Below are 20,685 nucleotides of genomic sequence, written 5' to 3'. Positions count from 1 at the left end.
AAGGTCTGCATGGGGAACGTAAATTGAACCATTATAAATTAAACCATCGTAAATTGAACCATCATAAATTGAACCATCGTAAATTAAACCATTGTAAGAGTCGTGAAGGCCGATTATTTTATCCTCACCAAGGAGCTTTCTTGCCGTTTCAACAGGCATATCTTCCTGGCCAATAATTTATTTCGTACTTTTATTCTTTTCCCGGTACTGAACAATCCTGCAGCCTGACTCGACTGCTTCTCTGACATTGGATAAAGTCCCTTTCTTTGAAAGTCCGGAATCCGTTACAAGATAGAAGTCAATTTCCTTTAAAAGGGAACTTTTCCGGCTGAAGCCTTTCTGGTTCATAATGATTAATCCATCCGATACGCACGTTTTTTAAAAACGTTTCTTTATAGTCTCATTTTTCTGAACTTATCTTACTTTCCGCAGATGCCCGTTCAATTTTCACAATTTTTCCTGTTATCGTTTTTTCTGAAAACCGTCCTGTCTACTCAACCATATGTTTTTGAAACATCCCACAATTTTCTGCCTTTTGCCTTCATTGAAAACTTCCAGCACCTATTTCCCGAAGCTTCAGTTGAGACAATAACTGCAGATTTCCAAATAATTTTCCAAAAACGATAGCAGAAAAAAATGTTATCATTTTGAAGACATCTGCGAAAGGTCAGGTGCAACACAAAATGATAGAACAAGTTTACATTATTTTCCGCTACCTGAAGAGCTCATCTAAAAACTTGATTTAATTCCGATTGCTGCTGACATTACAACTTCAAAGTCTGATTTTTCCAGTACGCTGCTTACCCTCAATAATCAATTTTCAATTAAGTCAACTAAAGTGTTAATTGTTAGAGACTTTGGTAATACAACTTATATTGGTGTTTAGAAATTGTAACGTTTGGAATTTGTTGTGTGTAAAATTAACAACTGGAACCCAATATCCAAAAGCTCGATTAGTTACTTACAAGAGATCTAAAAAAGTAATTAGAGTTTTGGGATCAACTCAAATAATCATTCTTCGCCGGACAAAGGTTGCTTTCCCTGAATTTATATCCGCCTTGATTCTATGCCGATCACTGGTTCCGATAGCTTTCTTTTGCCAAGCGTTGTTAATGTTGAATTTTTGATTGGGATTCACAGATGTGAATGTGTGGAATCGGATTGTGTTTATAAAAATACTTTTTCCAGAAACCAGTAGTTCAAAATAGTGACACAGTTACGGGAAGATCGGACGTACTCTTTAGCAAAGCTGAATGAAAAAATTAATAAAGTTAAACATCATTTAGTTCTTAATATTTTCGAGTAAGTTTTCATTTACAGGTAAGCTGAGGAGTACTCGACTAAAAAATGTATGACTGATAAACATGGAATAACATAGTTATCTTAATAAAAATAAAAAGAAGGAATAGTAAATGGCACGAGTTATGATCGTAGAAGATGCCGAGTTTATGCGAATGGCAATCCGGGATACACTTTTTAAACATGGGCATGAAGTAGTTGCTGAAGTGGCTGACGACGATGAAGCCCTTGAAAAATATCTGGAGGTAAAACCAGACCTCGTGTTAATGGATATAACGATGCCGGATAGCGTGCCAGATAATGTGAATTGGAAAAATTTGCTGAACAAGTTTCTTATTATAGACCAGGAAGCAAAAATGGCAATGTTTTCCTCTCTTGGCCAGCAGATCCTCATAACTGAATCCCCAAAAATAGGTGCCATGGGCTTTATGGTAAACCCTTTTGATCCAGGGATGTTAAGTATAATTAGAATAATTGCCGAGCCAAACTAACTTGAATGTGAAATTATAATTGGTTTCTAGACTTTTGCAAGTCATTAACCATTTATATAGATTTAAAATCCAGGTAAATACCTAAATGGCTCAATTCAAGTTTCCCGATTACTTATGTGAATTTTTCTTTACTTTTTTAACATGTTTGTTAAATATTTTGATAGACAATTAAATATTTTGGTAGATAATTAAATACTTTGATAAATAATTATATATTATAACGGATAATTATATATTTTAACAGATAATTGGATATTTTAACAGACAATCTAATATTTTGATAAATTTTTATATATTTTAACAGAAAATTATATATTTTGACAGATAATTGGATACTTTGTTAGTAGATAATCAGGAATTCTGCAAAAATGTGGTCTTGCTTTTTTCATTCCCCAAATTTCTGCGGCAAAAACCATATAGAAAGAAATCAAGGAAATTCATTAAAATTCACTAATCCTAGAAGAAAGAAATTAGCAGGAAAATAAAATGACTGAGATAACAGACGAATTAGTAATTCGTGGCAATCACATTAAAAATCGAATTGTGATGCCTCCTATGGTTACTTTTTCTTTTCACGGAGATAATGGATCTTATTATGGCAAGCAGCACATTGAACATTATACGAAACGTGCAAAAGGCGGTGCCGGCCTTATCATCGTGCAGGCGACCAGCGTTTTTGGGGCTATAGATTCAACAGGCATGTGGTCGCCAGGTGATATCTCAGCTTTAAAGCAAATTGCGAGCAACTGCCATGAATATGGTGCAACAGTAATGATGCAGCTTCATTGCGGCAATATGGATATTAATGAGTTGTCAACCGAAGAGATTCATTCAATGCAAAAAAATATGAAGCGTGCAGCTATTCGTGCCTGTGAAATGGGGTTTGACGGCGTTGAATTTCATTTTGCCCACGGATTTACCTTATGTAAGTTTCTTGATGCTTCTTACAATCGCCGAACCGATAAGTACGGTGGCGACGCTCTATACAGGGCAAGAGTTTTAACACAAATTCTGCCGGAGATTCGAAACAACACTCATTATAATTTTATCATCAGTGTGCGCATGGGTGAGTATCTGCCGGAAAGCAAGGACGGCATTGAAGCAGCCAAAGCCTTTGAGAAAGCTGGTATTGATTTACTGCACATTTCATTTGGCATGCAGCCCCCAGCAAATCCGGTTCCCGACGGTTTTATATGCAGTCCCATAACCTATAGCGGCTGTAAGATCAAAAAAGAAGTAAAGATTCCAGTTATCGCAGTCAATGAGGTCCGCACTGAAGAACAGGTACGGTTCTTAATTGAAAATAATTATGTGGACTTTGCTGCTGTTGGCAGGGGCATGTTGGCTGACCCTAATTTTGCCAATCATGTGATAAATGGAGAGCCTGTAAATACTTGCCTGGGATGTGAGAGGTGTTTCTGGTTTACTGACGATACCTTATGCCCGGCAAGAGAAAAGGAATAAAATTTAGAGTTTATGTACTTGAGGAACAAAATCAATTATAACAAAGACTGTGAATTAAAGTCACGTTTTAGAGAATTAACGGTCCGATACTATTTATTCTTCAGTTCAACTGCGTAAGTCATAAAATTATAGAGATCCAAAGGAGAACACGTTTTAAGTTTTTTCATACAATATCCATACCTTCAATACTTTTTCGAGAATCTTCTTCCCTGCCTTCATTTTTAAAGCAGTTTTCATGACAAGATCCACTTCTACGTTTAAGATTTCTGAAAGCTCCTTTTTTAGCCAATGAATTCGAGGAGGTCAGGCTCTATAGAAAATTCTGTAAGAATATCAAAGTCGACATCCTCTTTTTATTCTCCCCAAATGTAAGAACCAAAAATCCCCCGATAGCTGATTATACTCTTGTGTAAGTTTTGGAAACAATATCAACCAAATAATAAAGGATGACCAAATTCTTAAATTTTCAGCAAATACATGAAATTTACTTTTACCATACAATTTGAAGAGGACACATTATTTTTATTTAACTATCAAAGTCAGGTTCTACTGCTGAAACCACTTTCAAAATTTATTGTGGTAGCAAAATTATTTCTTATCTTGAATTAAATTATACTGTGAAGGCATCTATAGTCACGAAGCTAAATAATGCAACTGCCCATTGGTACAATGAAGTTTTTTGTTGCAACAATTACATGGGTGACTATATTTACATATGGACTCAAAAACCATTTGAAGGTGAATAAATGGGAAAATGTGAAAGTTGCGGAAAAGAAGTTGAGAACTTAACAAAGATCAAAGGGCAAAAACTTTGCATTGAATGTGCCGTTAAAACCCAAAAAGATATTGACTCCGATAGCCTTTCAGTGCATGCATATAATTCTTGCCAGAAAGAGATTTGAGGCTCTCGTCTTTCCTTTTAAATACTATCCTGTCTTTTCGGTAAAATCTGGCTTTTCTGGCTTTTTTGGCTTTTCTGGCTTTTCTGGCTTTTCTGGCTTTTCTGGCTTTTCTGGCTTTTCTGGCTTTTTTGGATTTTTTGGCTTTTTTGTCCAGCAATTTGAACATTAATAGCTTTGAACCTGCCAAAAATAATCCTTTTCGCAACACTTTCTTTCCCTTCTGTATTGATTTTCCCAGTAACTACCCATAAAGGTTTCACAGGCATCAGATTGCTCGGTCACTATTTTTAGATAAAAGCAGTATAGGAGCCAGACAAAACTAGATATCTGTTGATGGCTTAGTTTACTGAGAAAAGTAATATCTTAGGTTACAATTATTCTTCACTTTGATTCTTTGGTATCACGGCAGAGAATAATTAATTATAAGGTAAGTATAATTTAACAAGATTTAATTTAAAATTTTGTATTCTTACTTCAAACTCTTTTTGGAGTGTCCTTCTTGACTGTCAAAAAAGCACTTATCCCTGCAGCAGGCCTTGGGACCCGTTTCCTGCCTGCCACCAAGTCCATGCCTAAAGAAATGCTCCCTATAATTGACACGCCCGTAATCCACTACGTTGTAGAGGAAGCCATTGCATCGGGAATTGAGGATATAATCATTATCACGGGGAGGGGTAAACGGGCAATTGAAGACTATTTCGATGATTCTCCCGAACTCGAAATGCATCTTGCGAAAAAGCACAATACCGAACTTCTTAAACTTGTTAGGGATGTCTCTTCCCTTGTGGATATTCACTATATCCGTCAGAAAGAACCTAACGGACTAGGGGATGCGGTCCTCAGGGCAGAAAACCATATTGGAGACGAACCTTTCGCCGTGCTTCTTGGAGACGATATTATTGTGAATGACAAACCCTGCACGGCTCAACTCATTGAAAATTTTGAAAAGTATGGGAGATCCACGCTCGCAGTGGAAGAAGTTCCTTATGAAAAACTGAGCAGCTATGGAATTATAAAAGGAAAGCCACTCTGCGACTCCCTCTATATGCTTGAGGATATCGTCGAAAAGCCGTCACCTGAAAATGCTCCTTCCAATCTGGGAGCAATAGGACGCTATGTTTTCACCCCTGAAATCTTTGACTGCATAAAAGAAGCCGGTACCGGGGTGGGAAATGAAATCCAGCTGACTGACGGGATTCGTGTTCTTAACAGGTCTCAGATTATCTATGCCTGCAGGTTCAAAGGAAAAAGGTTCGATACAGGCGACAGGTTAGGGTACGTAAAATCAATAGTGGACTTTGCTCTTCAAAACGAAAACCTCCGAGAAGACATACTCGAATACCTGAGGGAGATCCTTGAGGCTGAAAAGATCCCGGAACAGGGGAAAGCTGATATTATGGAAGAGCCGTCGGTTGACAAGATCACAACTTGAGAGTATGGAAAATTTGGCGAAGGATGAGAAATTGAGTGAAGAATAGTAAATTAAAATATGAGATAGAGCTATCCAGGCATTACCTTGAAGTCTCTTCTATTGAGGAAAATTTCTGAAACTGAAACATTTTCAGTTGATGAACAAATAACAATATTAGTGGAATAATTGAAATTATGGGAAAAAAGATGGAGAGAGTATGCGAAAAGCATTATTCTCGCGTAATTTCATGCCGGGGTATTAGAAAAAATGGTATTGGGGAGAGGGCATCTGAGTATTGGGAGTGGGGTTTGGGGGGAAAAATATTGGTTGAGGTTTACAATAAAAATCGGTTTTTCTCAGATGCCTCACTTATAAATATGCAAGAATATATATAAAAACATGGTTATACTGTTAATAGTTATACGTTTTTTCACAGTACTTATCTTTTTTGAAAAAGATCTTTTTAATCAGACCTGCATTGTAAATCCGAATTCAGTTTGAAAACTACGCAAATATCCATTTGGATTCGGTTAAGATACGATCCATCAAAAATGCATTATTTTGCTATTTCTGTAAACCTCAAAATGTGAATCTCGATGAGTAGATCCTAGATTCGGCAGGTTAACGCAACTAGAGATATTTATTTTCATATTTATCTCCCATGAGACTCGATAATCATTTGTCCATTTGCAATAATGTCCGCAGACCCACTATAGCCTGATTCATAAAAAGATATCTATTTTTGTAACTACTCAGCCTATATAATACAGAATCAATAGCCATCTTTGCAAAAATTCAATAGACAAATTTCTGCAAATTGATTTTATGGAACTGTTGGCAAATGACTGCATTTCGTCTTCTTCTATAGGTTATTTCTTTGATTTCTTGCTTTCACTAAAATCAATATCAATAGACATATTTTGATAGGCTGAATAGTTACCTATTTTTTAAAGTTTTTAATAATAAGGATAAATTGTTCGGCTGTTTTTATTTATTATCTAGTTATATACATTTATGCTCTTAAGTGGAGTAAATTTTGGCTCATTATTTCAATAATATGAATGTGTAGTCCAGATGACTTTATAAATTAATTATTGAAACTGTTACGAGATGTTTAACACTTACAGATTTTAAAAAATCAATCATCTAATATTGAAAATAATGGAAGACCAAACATGAAGAAATCAGTTATATTACTGATCTTGCTTGTATTAGTACTCTTTACGGCTGGATGTGATGAAAAAAATCCAAAAAACTCAACAAGCTCAGAAGCAAACACGGAGAAAAGTGTTGTGGCTATAACCCAACTGGAGCAAGTAAACACATCCCTTCAAAAAACTCCCGTCTTTGTGAAGATAGGATCTAGATGGTGTCCAGAGTGTCGGTCTTTAAAACCTGTTCTTGATAACTTAGCAGTAGAATACCAGGGAAAAGCGACTATTGCTGCCATAGATGCAGACAAAAACCCCGAACTTGCAGAATATTTTGAAGTAGAGTTTATTCCTGACTCTTTTGTGATTGTGGGCATTGAAAATGGAACATATGTCTATATGCAGGAGAATGGAAATCTCAGCGCAGACAGATATAAGGCCAGGTTTGTTGGACGAAATGATACTGACGAAGAAATGTTTAAAAAAGTTCTGGATCTTGCCCTTGTTCAACAAGAAAAAACAGATGCAAATGAAACGAAACGTTGACTTATAAATTTAATCACAATGTCCATATCTAAATCGAAAACTAAAGCCTAAAGACTAGAGCTTAAAAACTAAAGCTTAAGGTAAAATTAAGGTTTCGAATAGAATCGAAGAGCAAGAGGATAGCTATGGTTTGCCCAGTATGTGTAGTTGGAGGAATCGGATTTATTCTCAGTCGAATTTTTGGGTTCCCTGATGTTTGTGTTGCTTTCGTGGTCGGGATGCTGGCGACTTCGATGGCCTACTGGATGAATCATGTCATGGCAAAAAGATGGAGGAAAAGGAAAGGTCAACTTGTAGCACTCAATATCCTGTCAGGGATTATGTTTTTGTATTCTCTAAAATTGATAGGACTGTGGTAAGGTAGAAGTACGCTTTCAATCTCTTACACTTATTTCATTCTTAAACCAATTTTCCTCAGTAAAACTTCACTCTGCCATAATTTTTATGTAATCGGTTTTCTGTTGGGCTGCAACCGTTGCGCCGTTTGATCACAAACCGTTGCGCCGGTTTATCACGCCGATAGGGTTTGGGGCAAGTTCATCAAATTCAAATGGTGCTGAGGTTTTCGGTCAAGCCTTTTTTGAAAAGGGTTGCAGTAAATCCTTTATTAAAAAGGGTTGTAATCACTCCCTCCACAGGCCCAACAAGAAATTAGGTAAATCAACCTGAATTCTTTGAAAATGTGGATTTTTTACCCCCCCGAATTCAGCCCTCTTGAGCGAACGAAGTGAGCGAAAAGGGCCCCGTCCTCCCGAGACGGGACTCGGGCAGCGAAGCATTTACATGTAAGGTGAACATAAAGTGCACGAAAAGCCGACAAAAAGACAGGCGAAAATAAAAATAAAAATAAAACTGGATGACTAGCTGAGGAAAAGCAATGGCTGTATGGAAAGGAAAGAAAGTGGTTCTACATACCACTATGGGTGATTTAACAATCGAGCTCTTTGAAGACATGCCGATTACGGTAGGAAATTTCGCAAAACTGGTGGAAAAAGGTTTCTATGACGGAGTTATTTTCCACAGGGTAATCGACAAATTCATGATCCAGGGCGGAGACCCAACAGGTACGGGCATGGGAGGTCCAGGTTATGAGATCCCGGATGAATTCACAAGCCATAACCGCAATGATAGGGGCACTCTATCCATGGCAAATGCAGGCCCGAACACCGGCGGCAGCCAGTTCTTTATCAACCTTGTGAACAATAATTATCTCGACAAGATGCACCCTGTCTTCGGAAAGGTAGTGGGGGGCATGGATGTTGTGGATTCTATAGGAAAAGTGAAAACTGACCGTCAGGACCGCCCGAAAACCGAAGTAAAAATTATAAAAGCTGAGCTGGTCTAAAACTTCTTATACTTAGGGGCAACCCCCGCTTTTTATATTTCCTATCTTTCCAGCTTTCTATTTTTATACATTCTGCTTTTTATTTCTATTTTTTACCATCATTTTGGCTATTCGTCATTCTCTATGGATAAAATGATTTTTAATCCAAGGACCGCATTGGTTTTTATGAGAAAGTTAGTTTTTGGCCATTATTTCTGATCACAATTTTTGACCATTATTTCTGATCACAATTTATGATCATATTTTCGGATACAATGATAAAAAAGCCCGCCTAATAAGAGTAACTTCTTTTATCGGAGACTAAGCCTGTTGAATGCTCACAGGAGAGGAGATTTTTGTGTGGGAAACAGAAAAGGGACTGGATTTTCTGGCAAGTGAAACACTTAAAGCCAGGTATCTGCGTGAGGGAGAAAAGGATTGGGAGGAGGTATGTGAGAGAGTTGCAAAGGCAGTAGCAGCAACTGAGGAAGAGTATCTTGATTTTAAAGATCTCATGGTCAGAAAGATTTTTCTTCCGAGCTCACCCACGCTCATGAACGCGGGCACTGAACTCGGACAGCTTGCAGCTTGTTTTGTAATTCCTGTGGAGGACAGGGTTGAGGAAATCTTCGATTCGATAAAAACTGCAGCCCTGATCCAGAAAACCGGAGGAGGCACAGGTTTTGATTTCTCAAAAATACGCCCTGAAGGGTCTTCCAGCACATATGACAATGACACGACGAGCAGTCCTGTAGCTGTCATGAAACTTTTTAATGAAGCAACTGAGATCGTAAAACAATTTGGAAGGCGACGGGGTGCCAACATGGGCATCCTTGATATTTCCCACAACGATATTCTTTCTTTCATCAGGGCAAAGCATGTCGAAGGCGAGTTGAGCAACTTCAATATCTCGGTTATGGTACCTGATGTTTTCATGGAACTTGTTGAAGCAGATAAGGCTGACGAAGTTTGGAACGGGCAAACCGGTGTAACAGTTGGGCGCATATTTTCCGAGATTGTAGAAGGGATCTGGAGAAACGGCGAACCGGGTATTCTTTTTTATGACCGAATAAATAGGGATAACTTCACGCCTGCACTTGGTGATATCTCGGCCACAAACCCCTGCGGGGAAGAACCACTTCTGCCTTTTGAGGCCTGCAACCTGGGCAGCATAAACCTTTCCCTTTTCGTTATGGACGAGAAAGTAAACTGGGACTTTCTCAGAGAAGTAGCTGGAAAAGCTATCCGTTTCCTGGATAACGAAATTGATAGGAACGCATATTCTGCTCTGGAGATCGAGGCTGCAACGAAAAGGACCAGGAAAATAGGGCTTGGAGTAATGGGGCTTCACGACATGCTTTTAAAGCTCGGGCTGCCCTACGATTCACAGGAGGCTCTCAAGCTTGCGGAAAAGCTTATGGGACAGATTACCTGGGCTTCTATCAGGGAATCAAGGAAGCTTGCTATGGAAAAAGGAAGTTTTCCGGAATATGAGAATTCCACATGGGAACTTCCTATGAGGAATGCTGCATTAACCGCAGTCGCTCCGACAGGCACGATCAGCATTCTTGCCGGTTGTTCGGCAGGAATTGAACCTGTTTTCAGCTGGGTCTACAGGCGAACTCAAACCGTAGGCAGAGAATTTATGCTTGTGCATCCGTTTTTCAAGGCTCATTTCAAATCAAAACTTTCGGAAGCTGACTATAACTGGCTTCTGGATCATGTCTATAAATACGGTACGTTGCAGGATGTGGAAAGTCCAGAACTTGTAAGTAAAGAGGAAAAGCAGCTTTTCAGGTCAGCTCTTGACATTGACTGGAAGGCCCATATTGATATGCAGGCTGCGTTTCAACGACACTGCCATGCCGGTATTTCGAAAACTATAAACATGCCTGGTTCTGCAGGAAAAGAGGATATCAAACAGGCTTTGGTTTATGCCTGGAAACAGGGTTTGAAGGGGCTTACTATCTATAGAACTGGAAGCAGACAGCATGTGGTGCTCAGCCTCCAAAAATTTAAAAATTAAAGCCGTCCTGCCTGTAAAAAATACAAAGGTTGTAGCCTGTAAAAAACGTTTGTGATCTCAAAACTGAGTTTGGGACCTGCAAAGAATTATAATTTTAAACAGTGTAATAAATATTAAAAAGTGATATCTTACTAAAAATATATATACATTTGATCACTCTAAATAATCTATGACTGATACTTCTAAACATCACCTTGAATTGCTAGTCGCATGCGTCATTTACGGCACCGTTGGGATCTACATGCAACAGCTTGAGGATATGTCCATAGGCTCAATTATTTTCTACAGAATACTCTTTGGACTAACAGCTCTTTTATTCTATCTTGCAATTACCGGTAATTTAGGCCAGCTCGCTCTAAAAAGAAAGAAGAAGTACCTGCTTCTCCTGGGAGTTTTCTATGTTTCGCAAATGTTTTCCTATTATTCGGCAATTCGGTATCTAGGGGCTTCTTCAGCCGTTCTTCTTCTCTATACGGACCCGATTTATCTGACTATTCTTTCCCCTCTGCTTCTGGGAGAAAAGAACACGGGAAAAACTATTCTTGCCCTCTTCCTTGGTTTGATAGGGATCTTTTATATAACAAGGCCTGAAGGAGGTTTTGAACAGCTTGAGTTTGGCAGTAGTTATCTTAAGGGAGTGCTTTTCGGGCTTATTGGAGGTCTTTTCAGCAGTGGCGTAATAATCTCGGTTCGTTATCTCAGAGATGAATATAACGGGCTTACTCAGCTCTTCTGGCAGAGTGCAATTAGCCTTTTCTTTCTTTCACCGTTTGCAGTTTCCGTTCCACGGGATACACTTACCACAAACCTTCCAGTCCTGGTGCTCTTTGGGGTATTAATCACAGGAATCGGTGCAGTATTTTATATAAGGGGTGTAGCAGGCGTGAATGCTATTACAGGCAGTCTCCTTACTCTGCTTGAGCCGGTTTCCTGCATATTCTTCGATTATACGGTACTTGGAAGCCCGATTCACAGTGGGATGCTTATCGGCTGCGTTTTCATCCTTGCTGGAGCAATTGTAATAAGCCTTGATGATTCATTTTCCATGAAAAAACTGCTTTTCCGGGACAGGACAGCCTTTGGTAAAAGGACGTTTGTCAGAAAAAAACCGGTTTTAAGATCTCCAGATAAATAAAATTTATATTAAATATAATTTATATTTAAACTCTATTTTTTCTTTTTCCTTTCCTTTTTCTTTTTCTTAAATTAACCTGCTTCTGCTCCTTTTGATCGCATCGTTGACCCGCAACCATTGTGCGCTGTTTGATCACGCCGACCACGTTGCTGAAGTTTTCGGTCAAGCCTTTTTTGAAAAGGGTTGTCCCACAACCGTTGCGCCGGTTGATCACGCCGATAGGGTTTGGGGATAAGGCTCTCAAACTCAAATGGTCAGGGTTTTCGGTCAAGCCTTTTTTCAAAAGGGTTTTCGGTCAAGCCTTTTTTCAAAAGGGTTGCGGTCAAGCCTTTTTTGAAAAGGGTTGTGATCACGCCGCTCCGAAGGGTTTTTCTCTAAGGCTTTTTTTGAAAAGGCTTATGAGCAAGCAATTTTTTTAAAGGCTTGCAGTATAACAAAGCTTAAATCAAGTACAGTAATTACTGAATAAATTGATTGACGCGTGGAAGGTCCGTTTCCTTCAACAGGTAAAGGCATTCTTTCCCGAATACTGATATTGTGTTCGTTAAATACTTATTTGAAGTTTAATATATAAGCGGCCGGTAGTAAAGTTTTCCAACAGTCCACCGGTTAGAAATTTATTGTCAATACTTATCGGACAGCTGCAGGACATCTTCAGGACGGGACTGCACTGACCGCACTTTCACTTTAGCTAATCTTCTTCAGGGAGACCCTATATGATAGAGGATAGTTGAACCTGAAATCTTTTACTTTTCTTTTGAAGAAGATAATATTACTTTCCTTCGCGAAAATTGAAAAGGAAAATCTTTAAACACCAACGTGATATGATTTTATGGTGTTTGGCAGTTGGTCGACCAGAAGAAAATTCACAATCAGTGTCTAAGCGAAGATTCAAAAGAGCGTATACATGCTTTAGATGAATTAAAGAATTTCTTCTCATCCATACCAGATAAACAACAGGCATGGAGTGACTTAATTAGACTGACCAATGATGAAGACAGTTCTGTGAGGTCTAGTGCTTCCTCATCTCTTGGTCATGCATTTTCCCATGTGCCAGATAAACAACAGGCATGGAACGACTTAATCAGACTGACTAATGATGAAGACAGTTCTGTGAGGTTTCATGCTGCCTATGCTCTTGGTCATGCATTTTCCCATGTGCCAGATAAACAACAGGCATGGAACGACTTAATCAGACTGATCAAAGATGAATACATAAACGTGAGGTATGGTGCTGCCTATGCTCTTGATTCTGCATTTTCCCATGTGCCAGATAAGCAACAGGCATGGAATGATTTACATAGATTGACCAGTGATGAAGACAGTTCTGTGAGATTTAGGGCTGCCTCAGCTCTTGGTTCTTCATTTTCTCAATTGCCAGATAAACAACAGGCATGGGAAGACATACATAGACTGACTAATGATGAAGACAGTGATGTGAGGTTTCATGCTGCCTATGCTCTTGGTCATGCATTTTCCCATGTGCCAGATAAACAACAGGCATGGGAAGACATACATAGACTGACTAATGATGAAGACAGTGATGTGAGGTTTCATGCTGCCTATGCTCTTGGTCATGCATTTTCCCATGTGCCAGATAAACAACAAGCATGGGGAGACATACATAGACTGACCAGTGATGAAGAGAGGATTGTGAGGTCTGTTGCTACCTATGCTCTTGGTTCTTCATTTTCTCAATTGCCAGATAAACAACAGGCATGGGAAGACATACATAGACTGACCAAAGATGAATACATAGCTGTGAGATCTAGGGCTGCCTCAGCTCTTGGTTCTTCATTTTCTCAATTGCCAGATAAACAACAGGCATGGAATGATTTACATCGACTGACCAGTGATGAAGAGTGGATTGTGAGGTCTGTTGCTGCCTATGCTCTTGCTTCTGTATTTTCTCAATTGCCAGATAAACAACAGGCATGGGAAGACATACATAGACTGACCAAAGATGAAAACAGTTATGTGAGATCTAGGGCTGCCTCAGCTCTTGGTTCTTCATTTTCTCAATTGCCAGATAAACAACAGGCATGGGGAGACATACATAGACTGACCAAAGATGAAGACATAAACGTGAGGTCTGGTGCTGCCTCAGCTCTTGGTTCTTCATTTTCTCAATTGCCAGATAAACAACAGGCATGGAATGATTTACATAGACTGACCAAAGATGAAGACAGTGATGTGAGAACCTTCTCACATCACTCCCTTGGAAAAGTTTCCATATTCAAGGCTTCTCAGGCAGGAAAAGAAGAAGACTACAAAAGAGAGCTGGAAGCAGCAATTGAGTTTTTTGAAAAAGCAGCACAGGAATCTGAATGGGATAATCCGTCTCAATTTTGTCTTCCTTTTTATCGCTCATTTCATACAATAATTTTCAAAAAACAAGAAGCTAGAGAAGAAATAGAGAAATATCTGGAAGAAGCTAAAGCTGCAATTGAAAGCTCAGAGAGCAAAGAACTGCTTTTTGAAGCTGTTGAAAATCTTGTAAATGCTCTAAAAGAAGTCCAGAATTTGGAAAATCTAGACTTGTCTGGGATGAAAGATGAGCTTAATTTCTATAGGAAATACTGTGATCATACTGCAGAACTAATGAAACACACTGACGAAAAAGCACCATTTGCTACAGAAGTTTTGAGGAAAGGATTACCCATTTTAGATAGAAATTTAAAAGAGCTTCTTGAAGAAATTCAAAAGAAAGCAAGGATTGCGTGTAAAGAATCGAAAGGTACTGCTACAGAAGAAATTGCATGCACTATTAATAGAGAAATTCAGGAGTGGGAAATAGGTAATCAGGAAGAAATGAGTTGGTATGTCAATCAACTAATTTTTACTTTGGAATCAAATATTCCAAAAGAGCCAGAAAATAAATTTGTTTTTGATAAAATTGAACAAATTAGAAACGAAAAAATTTTGGTAAAGCAGTATGCTATTTTGTGTAGTATAATTCCACTAATTCCTAATCTTCATGTTAAACAGGCAATTTCAGGACTTGCAAAAGAAGTGCATGAAATTAATGAAAAAGTTGAGACTCTGGCGATCTCTTTTAAGCCTAGCATAAAACAAGAAATTGAAATTTCTTCAGGAATTGAGATTTCAGGAACAGGTGCAAAGGTTATAACAACAATTCCTTTGCAGGAAATTTCTTATGCGGAACTTAAAGAAGATTTGCAAATAATAAAAGGGAAACATGTTAACAAATTATGCGAGCTTCCAAATAGATTAGCTAATAAAATTAAAGGTTATTTATCACTAAAAGACAGAGAAGACATTATAAAGCAATTAATTTGAAGTTTGCGATCTATGATCAGTTAACAATATATATGTTAAATTAAAGCAGTTAAACTGATAATATGGAAGTTGCTACTACTTTCCAATTACTCCCGATTACTAAAGTTTCTACAAACTAACTTTGTTGATGTACAAAGAATAGTCAACAGCACTCTTTTTCTCACTAGAAAGATACAAATAAACTAAATTTTGAAAGGAGGGAAGGCAAGCCTTCCCTCCCGCTCCGGCTTAACTTCCTCTTTTACCAATTTAGGCAATCAATCTGTACCAAATCTAGAAAGGATTAAGAAAAATACCTCTTTTTGCTACCCTGCCCGCAGGGAAAGACCGGACAAAGAATCCAGCTTTAGGAAAACCTATAGAGATATACCTAAAGTTTCATCCAGTCTTTACACGCAAAGAACAAGACCAGCCTACCCACATGCACCGCCCAAGCCATGCGGCAGGTCTTAGACCCTTAGCACCCGCACCTAATACCAACTGCCCACTGATACCACCGCGAGCCATACGTAGGTATTAGGAAACCCTTATACCCATCATTGAGACACTACCCGCCAGCCCAAGCCATACGTTCTCAAACTCTAGAACCCCGATTTGTACCTTAGATCATGTATAACAGCCCTATCGTTAACCCGTTATTGAGAACAGGTACATGCCTAAGGCGACAGGGCATAGTGTTTATCTAAGAGGAAATAAAAAGTATCAAGAAATTTATACGGGATTGTTTTATTTCTGAGAATATCTTTTGGCCTAACGATATTAGATCCTTAAATTAACTTATAGAGTTAAGGCTTTTCGATTAAAAATAAATAGGAGTGCTTTGCGGGATATAAAGTTAAGAGGGAGTTAACCTTAAAGGTATGATTTAACCGAGACTGTTTTGGAGTTCAGCTTGCTGAGATTATAAAAAATAAATAACAAGCTTGGTCAAGGTCATTGGCTTTTAAATTTTAAAATTAGAATTGATCCAATTTTTTATTTTCATGTTTAGGTGGATCAGTATTCAAAACCTCTAATATTTCCCAACTTACAGTTAATTTCTCAGCTCGGTGTGTTATTTTCCGGTATCTTGCTTCTATTACTACTGTTCCCTCATTGCTGATGATTATTTCTCTTCGCAAAACCTTATGCAGAAAGTTTTCATCCAATATTTTTACTGGAAAGTCATAGGATTTATTTTTTGATTGTGAAGAATCACCAAAACTTAAACGCCATCCCGTTTGTTTACCCTCAAAATTACATTGTGTTATTAAAAAATAGTCAGTATATTCTTTTTCTTCAATAATATCTGTGTCTGTATGATGGAAATAGCTTCTTTCCTCTCTTAAAATTTGTTCCTGCTCCTTTCCATCCATTAAAAAAGTGATATCTGACATATCCTCATTCTCAAGTGGTGAAACTACATTTTCTAATGCTTGTTGTATTTTTTTGCTTTCATATAATTTAACTATATTAACATTTACTGTTATCGGACCGTCGCCACCTTCCACTGTGATTTCACAATTATCTGCATCCAGTGATTTTTTCGTAAGGATTTTTTTACCTTTTGTTTGTTTATATAGCCGAATAAGTGTTCGATGTGCGACAACACTGGCACCACATGCGAAAGTACCCACAAAACCCAAGATTTGAGTAACATTTGCAGTCGTAGCAATAGTGCCTGAATCAAAAACAGTTTGAATGATATTTGGACTAAGAAAAGATGCGATATCAACAATAAAAGACCCAGGTCTAAAAGAACCATGTACTTTTACGAATATCTTAGAATCAGAGCCATTAATAATCGAATTTGCTTCTTCTATTGTATTAGACAACCCCAACAAAGAGGTTGCAAGTTCATTAGCATTCATTTCGTTTGATTCTACGGCTTCGCCGTTAAATTTAATAGCAAATTCAATTAATTCTGATTTTTTTAATTCATGGTCTTCCATTACTTCTCTAAAATTATCATGACATATATTAAACTTCGGATTTAGTTCCAATTAAATATGATATAGAGAAATAGGTAACGCTGTGTGAGGGAATAATCCTCTAACAGATGCGCCTAGGGATATTATATCGCCGATAGAATTCTTCAGCTACTACTCGCTTGAGACATTCAGAATTTCACTTTCCCACTTCCGCACAAGCCGGATAGGGTGCGGGCAATTTCAAGCTTGCGCCCTTCGGGACGGTTTCACCTCGCAAGCATGAAAAGCCCGCTCCCCATGTTCCGGCTGAATGCGAAAGGGGGAATGAAAGAGGGAAAATGATACGTTCGGTAGAATTAGGGCTTAACTTACTAATTCAACTCTCTCTTAAACATTAATTTCTCAGTACCCCTGAAAATCTCAATGGATTTATGCAGAATTCAACAAACGTGATAATTTCTGGCGATTCTCCTCAATAGTCACTCTTCTGTGACGCTTCCAGAAAGGAACGTATATTCCTAACAATTCGGCTCTTTCTTGTTTAAATATCTCGTTTAATAACCAATTATCATATTCTTTCATAGAAACACATCTAGGCTGAGTATAAACGCTATGGTGAGAAGTTTCTTTATCACAGTCAACCAGAGACTTTGAATTCTTGCCAGATCCAAGCAAGCCGGATTCCTTACGCTCTTTACTCCATACCAGGTCAGGCTCTTCATCTTCGTCAGTATCACATAGCCAGACTTCAGAGCATTCCCAATCTTCACGCTCTTGTATTTCAGGCTTCATTATTTTTGAGAAATTTCGAGAGCAGCCCCACATTCTTGTTTTTGTCTTCCATAAAACAGCATTGAAAAGCAGTTCAGCAGGGCTCCATTCCTTATAGAGACCTTTTGAAAGATATTTGAGTAGATATGAACGGACTTTAGCAATGGAGCCGTCTTCAAAAATCCCGTCTTCAGACGCTTTAGGAAGAGAGAAGCCTATCCCAATACCCTCTCTACCTGCCTGATACTTACGTTCCCAAATCTTACGTATATGATCCTGTTCGCCTTCTGAAAGGATACGCCAATAGACTAAATGCATATGTGCATATCCGGTTTTATGCGGCTCCAGCATCCAAAAATAATCTACTTTGCCATACTTCTTACGCATTACATCCATTAAGCAACGGTAAGCCCGCATAAGATTAAGAAGGCACGTAATAGGATCCATACCGCGCTGATAAACTGTTAATGTAATCATAGTTACATTATTTTGTTCTTTACCTATATTTTCCTCCAACTGGTATAATTTGGCTATAATGCTCTTACGATAAACCTCAGTCCACCTATGAATATAGGGCTTGAATTTAGTAGTAAGCTCACCTGTTGAGACTTTCCTACCTTCAATCTTGAAATTACATGTAGAAGTACCTGCAAGATATCCAACGAAGCTAAGGACTAAAAGCAGGTAGCACTTAGGAATTTCTTTAAGATCTTTTCCAAACTCTATTTCTTTAAAAGGAGCTTCAGGTTTTTTCCTTTTGAATTCCAGTTTACGCTTATTACATGTACCTGAAACAAGATCTTTTAACTTCCATGTAGATCCACTGATATTTGCACTTGAGCTTTTGAGTTTGTCAAGTAAACCAGCAGGATTCTTAAGATAATCCAAACTAGCGGAAACAGACAGAATAACCCCTCCGACACGGTTTCCGCATTATTCTATATAGGCCAAGTAAGAGTGGTTAAACTGGCTATAGGAATCTCCAAAAATAGATCCTCTCGTGAAGTATATTATTATGTCACAAGGATCAGGGGTTATGTCAACTGCTCGCGTAGTCAAGGGTTATCAACCCCTGCAACTACTAAAATAGTCTTCGCGAAAGCCTTCTCTACAGCATTCCCGAATTTAGCTTTAAAACAGATACTTTCCTTATGATCTTCGTAAATCTGCCTGAAGGCATCGACAGTTTCAGGTTTAAAATTAGAGGTTGCCTGCATTAAGCTTCGCCTCCGCAGACAGAAGAGGCATTAATAAAACTCATATCACTAGCTGTAATTATCCGCCGATACTTACCCCTATAATAACCTAAAACGCATTTAAAATAGGAATCGCTTCTCGCTGATATTTTCCGAGTCCCACAAAGAACTATTTTTAACTTGTCTAATCCAGCCAGTTTAATAAACGTGAGCACGTTAAGTAGACAATCCAGACGTTGGTATAATATATTAAACTCGTACAACATGCTTATAATTTCTGAACTTACTTCCAACCTGCTTAAATCTTTATAAGCATCATCTATTAAACCAGTTAGAATTTTTAAAGAAGAACGTACCGCATTTGATTTTAAGTTTAATTTGTCACTGATATCTTTACGTAGGATCTCTTTATATGCGGATTTTGTGTCTGACGCTAATTCATTGATGAAGCCGTCGATTCCTTTATTAAAAATTTCTGAACAATTACTGCTTAATTTTCTCATATTTTTATTTCCTTTTATTTTAATAAAATTAGCAATTCGGTAGTTAATAAAAATTTTAAAGCAGTAATAGTATATTAAGCTTTTTAGACTGTATCTAGATATAAAACAGATAATTTCTACGAGATTTAAATGCAAAAATAAGTTAACCTGTTTTTCTTTTTTCGTATCCTCAGTTTACTGATTTTCCATTAGGAATTTCATTAACTGAGCTTTTACGTCAGGATCATTGAAATCTATTAATTTTGCAGAAGCATCCTTAAAATCTGCATCAGTTTTATATTCAAATTCCTTATTTAAAGGTAGACCACATTTTCCGCAATAAAGAGACTTCTCAGGATTAATCTCTTTGCACCTGGGGCATTTACCTACTTTAAAAGTGTCTTTATCTGGATTGGTCACTTGCAATCCATGTTCTCTTAGTACTGCGTCTATGGTGTCCCTTTGTGAGAGGTGTACGTAGGTTGCAGCCATCTCGGATCCTGGCTTCCATCCTAACAAGTTCTTCATTTCTTGTTCGGTGTATTTGGTCGCCATATGTGTCGCACGAGTATGTCTGAACAGATGACAGTATATTTTCTTCTTGATGCCTGTCCTTTCCTTTAAAGATCTGAATAAATGCTCAAGCCCTGAGAATGAGATCTGGTTAAAGGGCATTTGAAGAGAACAGAACAATGGGTCACTCTGTCCTTTAGTCGGATGACTTTCTAACCATTGTCTAAGATAAGATGCTGAATATACAATAGGTATTGTACGACTTCCCGTCTTCCCTTTTGGAATTATGACCGTCGCCCCATAATCAGTGAAGGTCACATTTTCAATTTTGATTGATACCATTTCACCCTTGCGACAACCTGATTCATACAAAAAAGATATTAGTGCTCTATCCCTTGGATTCCTGCATGCTTCTATAAGCTGTTCTATTTCCTTCTGTGATAAAATAACGGGCGGTTCTCTTCTTTTTACTTTGAGTTTTATACTACGCGCCTCTTCGGGTGATATAGTGGATAGAAACTTTTTTAAGACAGCTTTGTATTGGTACAATGTACTATCACTATAGTTTTTGGGCTTTAGTGATCTGAGGTAAGCCAAAACAGTTTTGTCTGTAATCTCTTGTCCATCAAGCCATTTGATAAAAGGTTTTAATATGAATATGTTATTATCCAATGTTCGTTTACTTAATCCATCATCCTCTAACCGTTGCAAGTATTCATTAAAGATCAATTCATTCCCCATGTTTAGATATATAAACTATATCC

At 38.0% G+C, this 20,685-nt stretch carries 17 protein-coding genes and 1 pseudogene; 10 read left to right on the top strand and 8 right to left on the bottom strand.

Annotated elements, in window-relative coordinates; genetic code table 11:
- Window positions 1-105: 105 nt before the first annotated feature.
- Window positions 106-348 (bottom strand): annotated as a pseudogene (locus MSKOL_RS21105) (thiamine phosphate synthase); the annotation flags it as partial.
- Window positions 349-1,412: 1,064 nt separating this feature from the next.
- On the opposite strand from MSKOL_RS21105, the gene MSKOL_RS11755 reads away from it, so the two are divergent.
- Window positions 1,413-1,790, top strand: a complete 378-nt coding sequence (locus MSKOL_RS11755) for a response regulator (protein WP_048121166.1) — start codon at window positions 1,413-1,415, stop codon at window positions 1,788-1,790.
- Between the two features lie 486 nt (window positions 1,791-2,276).
- Window positions 2,277-3,254 (top strand): NADH:flavin oxidoreductase, encoded by a 978-nt coding sequence (locus MSKOL_RS11750; protein WP_048156441.1) that lies wholly within the window; start codon window positions 2,277-2,279, stop codon window positions 3,252-3,254.
- A gap of 828 nt (window positions 3,255-4,082) precedes the next feature.
- On the opposite strand, the gene MSKOL_RS20260 is transcribed toward MSKOL_RS11750, so the two are convergent.
- Entirely contained in the window at window positions 4,083-4,322 is a 240-nt protein-coding gene (locus tag MSKOL_RS20260) for a hypothetical protein (RefSeq protein WP_048156436.1), read from the bottom strand.
- 333 nt (window positions 4,323-4,655) lie between these two features.
- Between MSKOL_RS20260 and galU the strand changes: the two genes are divergently transcribed.
- The 7 genes from galU (at window position 4,656) to MSKOL_RS11710 (ending at window position 11,749) form a co-directional block, all read left to right on the top strand.
- Entirely contained in the window at window positions 4,656-5,588 is a 933-nt protein-coding gene (gene galU / locus MSKOL_RS11740; protein WP_156151071.1) for a UTP--glucose-1-phosphate uridylyltransferase GalU, read from the top strand.
- Between the two features lie 173 nt (window positions 5,589-5,761).
- Window positions 5,762-5,962: a hypothetical protein gene (locus MSKOL_RS11735; protein ID WP_048121157.1), complete on the top strand. Its 201-nt coding sequence runs from the start codon at window positions 5,762-5,764 to the stop codon at window positions 5,960-5,962.
- Window positions 5,963-6,742: 780 nt separating this feature from the next.
- A complete protein-coding gene (locus tag MSKOL_RS11730; RefSeq protein ID WP_048121155.1) occupies window positions 6,743-7,264 on the top strand; it encodes a co-chaperone YbbN in 522 nt (173 codons plus the stop codon).
- A gap of 125 nt (window positions 7,265-7,389) precedes the next feature.
- Entirely contained in the window at window positions 7,390-7,623 is a 234-nt protein-coding gene (locus tag MSKOL_RS11725; protein ID WP_048121153.1) for a hypothetical protein, read from the top strand.
- Between the two features lie 518 nt (window positions 7,624-8,141).
- A complete protein-coding gene (locus tag MSKOL_RS11720) occupies window positions 8,142-8,609 on the top strand; it encodes a peptidylprolyl isomerase (protein ID WP_048121151.1) in 468 nt (155 codons plus the stop codon).
- Window positions 8,610-8,946: 337 nt separating this feature from the next.
- The gene (locus MSKOL_RS11715) at window positions 8,947-10,614 is read left to right on the top strand and encodes an adenosylcobalamin-dependent ribonucleoside-diphosphate reductase (RefSeq protein WP_048158332.1); all 1,668 of its coding nucleotides are present in this window, start codon (window positions 8,947-8,949) and stop codon (window positions 10,612-10,614) included.
- Window positions 10,615-10,783: 169 nt separating this feature from the next.
- Window positions 10,784-11,749 carry a DMT family transporter gene (locus MSKOL_RS11710; RefSeq protein ID WP_048156428.1) on the top strand — a complete coding sequence of 322 codons (966 nt, stop codon included), beginning with the start codon at window positions 10,784-10,786 and terminating at the stop codon, window positions 11,747-11,749.
- Window positions 11,750-11,774: 25 nt separating this feature from the next.
- On the opposite strand, the gene MSKOL_RS20255 is transcribed toward MSKOL_RS11710, so the two are convergent.
- Window positions 11,775-12,020, bottom strand: a complete 246-nt coding sequence (locus MSKOL_RS20255; RefSeq protein ID WP_156151070.1) for a hypothetical protein — start codon at window positions 12,018-12,020, stop codon at window positions 11,775-11,777.
- A gap of 575 nt (window positions 12,021-12,595) precedes the next feature.
- Here MSKOL_RS20255 and MSKOL_RS11700 point away from each other — a divergent pair.
- The gene (locus MSKOL_RS11700; protein ID WP_052725434.1) at window positions 12,596-15,049 is read left to right on the top strand and encodes a HEAT repeat domain-containing protein; all 2,454 of its coding nucleotides are present in this window, start codon (window positions 12,596-12,598) and stop codon (window positions 15,047-15,049) included.
- Window positions 15,050-16,005: 956 nt separating this feature from the next.
- Here the strand turns inward: MSKOL_RS11700 and MSKOL_RS11695 are convergent.
- The 5 genes from MSKOL_RS11695 to MSKOL_RS11680 all read right to left on the bottom strand — a co-directional run bounded on the left by MSKOL_RS11695 (window position 16,006) and on the right by MSKOL_RS11680 (window position 20,662).
- Window positions 16,006-16,980: a hypothetical protein gene (locus MSKOL_RS11695; RefSeq protein WP_048156421.1), complete on the bottom strand. Its 975-nt coding sequence runs from the start codon at window positions 16,978-16,980 to the stop codon at window positions 16,006-16,008.
- Between the two features lie 408 nt (window positions 16,981-17,388).
- Window positions 17,389-18,618, bottom strand: a complete 1,230-nt coding sequence (locus MSKOL_RS11690; protein WP_048156418.1) for a hypothetical protein — start codon at window positions 18,616-18,618, stop codon at window positions 17,389-17,391.
- 167 nt (window positions 18,619-18,785) lie between these two features.
- Entirely contained in the window at window positions 18,786-18,947 is a 162-nt protein-coding gene (locus MSKOL_RS20250) for a hypothetical protein (protein ID WP_156151069.1), read from the bottom strand.
- Window positions 18,947-19,429, bottom strand: coding sequence for a hypothetical protein (locus MSKOL_RS11685; protein WP_048156415.1), 483 nt, complete (start codon window positions 19,427-19,429; stop codon window positions 18,947-18,949). Before MSKOL_RS11685 ends, MSKOL_RS20250 begins: the two co-directional genes overlap by 1 nt.
- A 174-nt stretch (window positions 19,430-19,603) precedes the next feature.
- A complete protein-coding gene (locus MSKOL_RS11680; protein WP_082091118.1) occupies window positions 19,604-20,662 on the bottom strand; it encodes a site-specific integrase in 1,059 nt (352 codons plus the stop codon).
- Between the last annotated feature and the right edge of the window lie 23 nt (window positions 20,663-20,685).

Origin of the sequence: Methanosarcina sp. Kolksee (genome assembly GCF_000969945.1) — an archaeon.
Taxonomy (GTDB): Archaea; Halobacteriota; Methanosarcinia; order Methanosarcinales; family Methanosarcinaceae; genus Methanosarcina; species Methanosarcina vacuolata.
This window is presented reverse-complemented; position numbering and strand designations above follow the sequence as displayed.

What these genes read in the sequence shown, in the direction of transcription:
- MSKOL_RS11735 (WP_048121157.1), top strand. Translation starts at nt 5,762, where the DNA reads ATGGGAAAAAAGATGGAGAGAGTATGCGAAAAGCATTATTCTCGCGTA.
- MSKOL_RS11685 (WP_048156415.1), bottom strand. Translation starts at nt 19,429, where the DNA reads ATGAGAAAATTAAGCAGTAATTGTTCAGAAATTTTTAATAAAGGAATC.
- MSKOL_RS11720 (WP_048121151.1), top strand. Translation starts at nt 8,142, where the DNA reads ATGGCTGTATGGAAAGGAAAGAAAGTGGTTCTACATACCACTATGGGT.
- MSKOL_RS11755 (WP_048121166.1), top strand. Translation starts at nt 1,413, where the DNA reads ATGGCACGAGTTATGATCGTAGAAGATGCCGAGTTTATGCGAATGGCA.
- MSKOL_RS20250 (WP_156151069.1), bottom strand. Translation starts at nt 18,947, where the DNA reads ATGCAGGCAACCTCTAATTTTAAACCTGAAACTGTCGATGCCTTCAGG.
- MSKOL_RS11725 (WP_048121153.1), top strand. Translation starts at nt 7,390, where the DNA reads ATGGTTTGCCCAGTATGTGTAGTTGGAGGAATCGGATTTATTCTCAGT.
- MSKOL_RS11750 (WP_048156441.1), top strand. Translation starts at nt 2,277, where the DNA reads ATGACTGAGATAACAGACGAATTAGTAATTCGTGGCAATCACATTAAA.
- MSKOL_RS11710 (WP_048156428.1), top strand. Translation starts at nt 10,784, where the DNA reads ATGACTGATACTTCTAAACATCACCTTGAATTGCTAGTCGCATGCGTC.
- MSKOL_RS11680 (WP_082091118.1), bottom strand. Translation starts at nt 20,662, where the DNA reads ATGGGGAATGAATTGATCTTTAATGAATACTTGCAACGGTTAGAGGAT.
- MSKOL_RS11730 (WP_048121155.1), top strand. Translation starts at nt 6,743, where the DNA reads ATGAAGAAATCAGTTATATTACTGATCTTGCTTGTATTAGTACTCTTT.
- MSKOL_RS20260 (WP_048156436.1), bottom strand. Translation starts at nt 4,322, where the DNA reads ATGTTCAAATTGCTGGACAAAAAAGCCAAAAAATCCAAAAAAGCCAGA.
- MSKOL_RS11695 (WP_048156421.1), bottom strand. Translation starts at nt 16,980, where the DNA reads ATGGAAGACCATGAATTAAAAAAATCAGAATTAATTGAATTTGCTATT.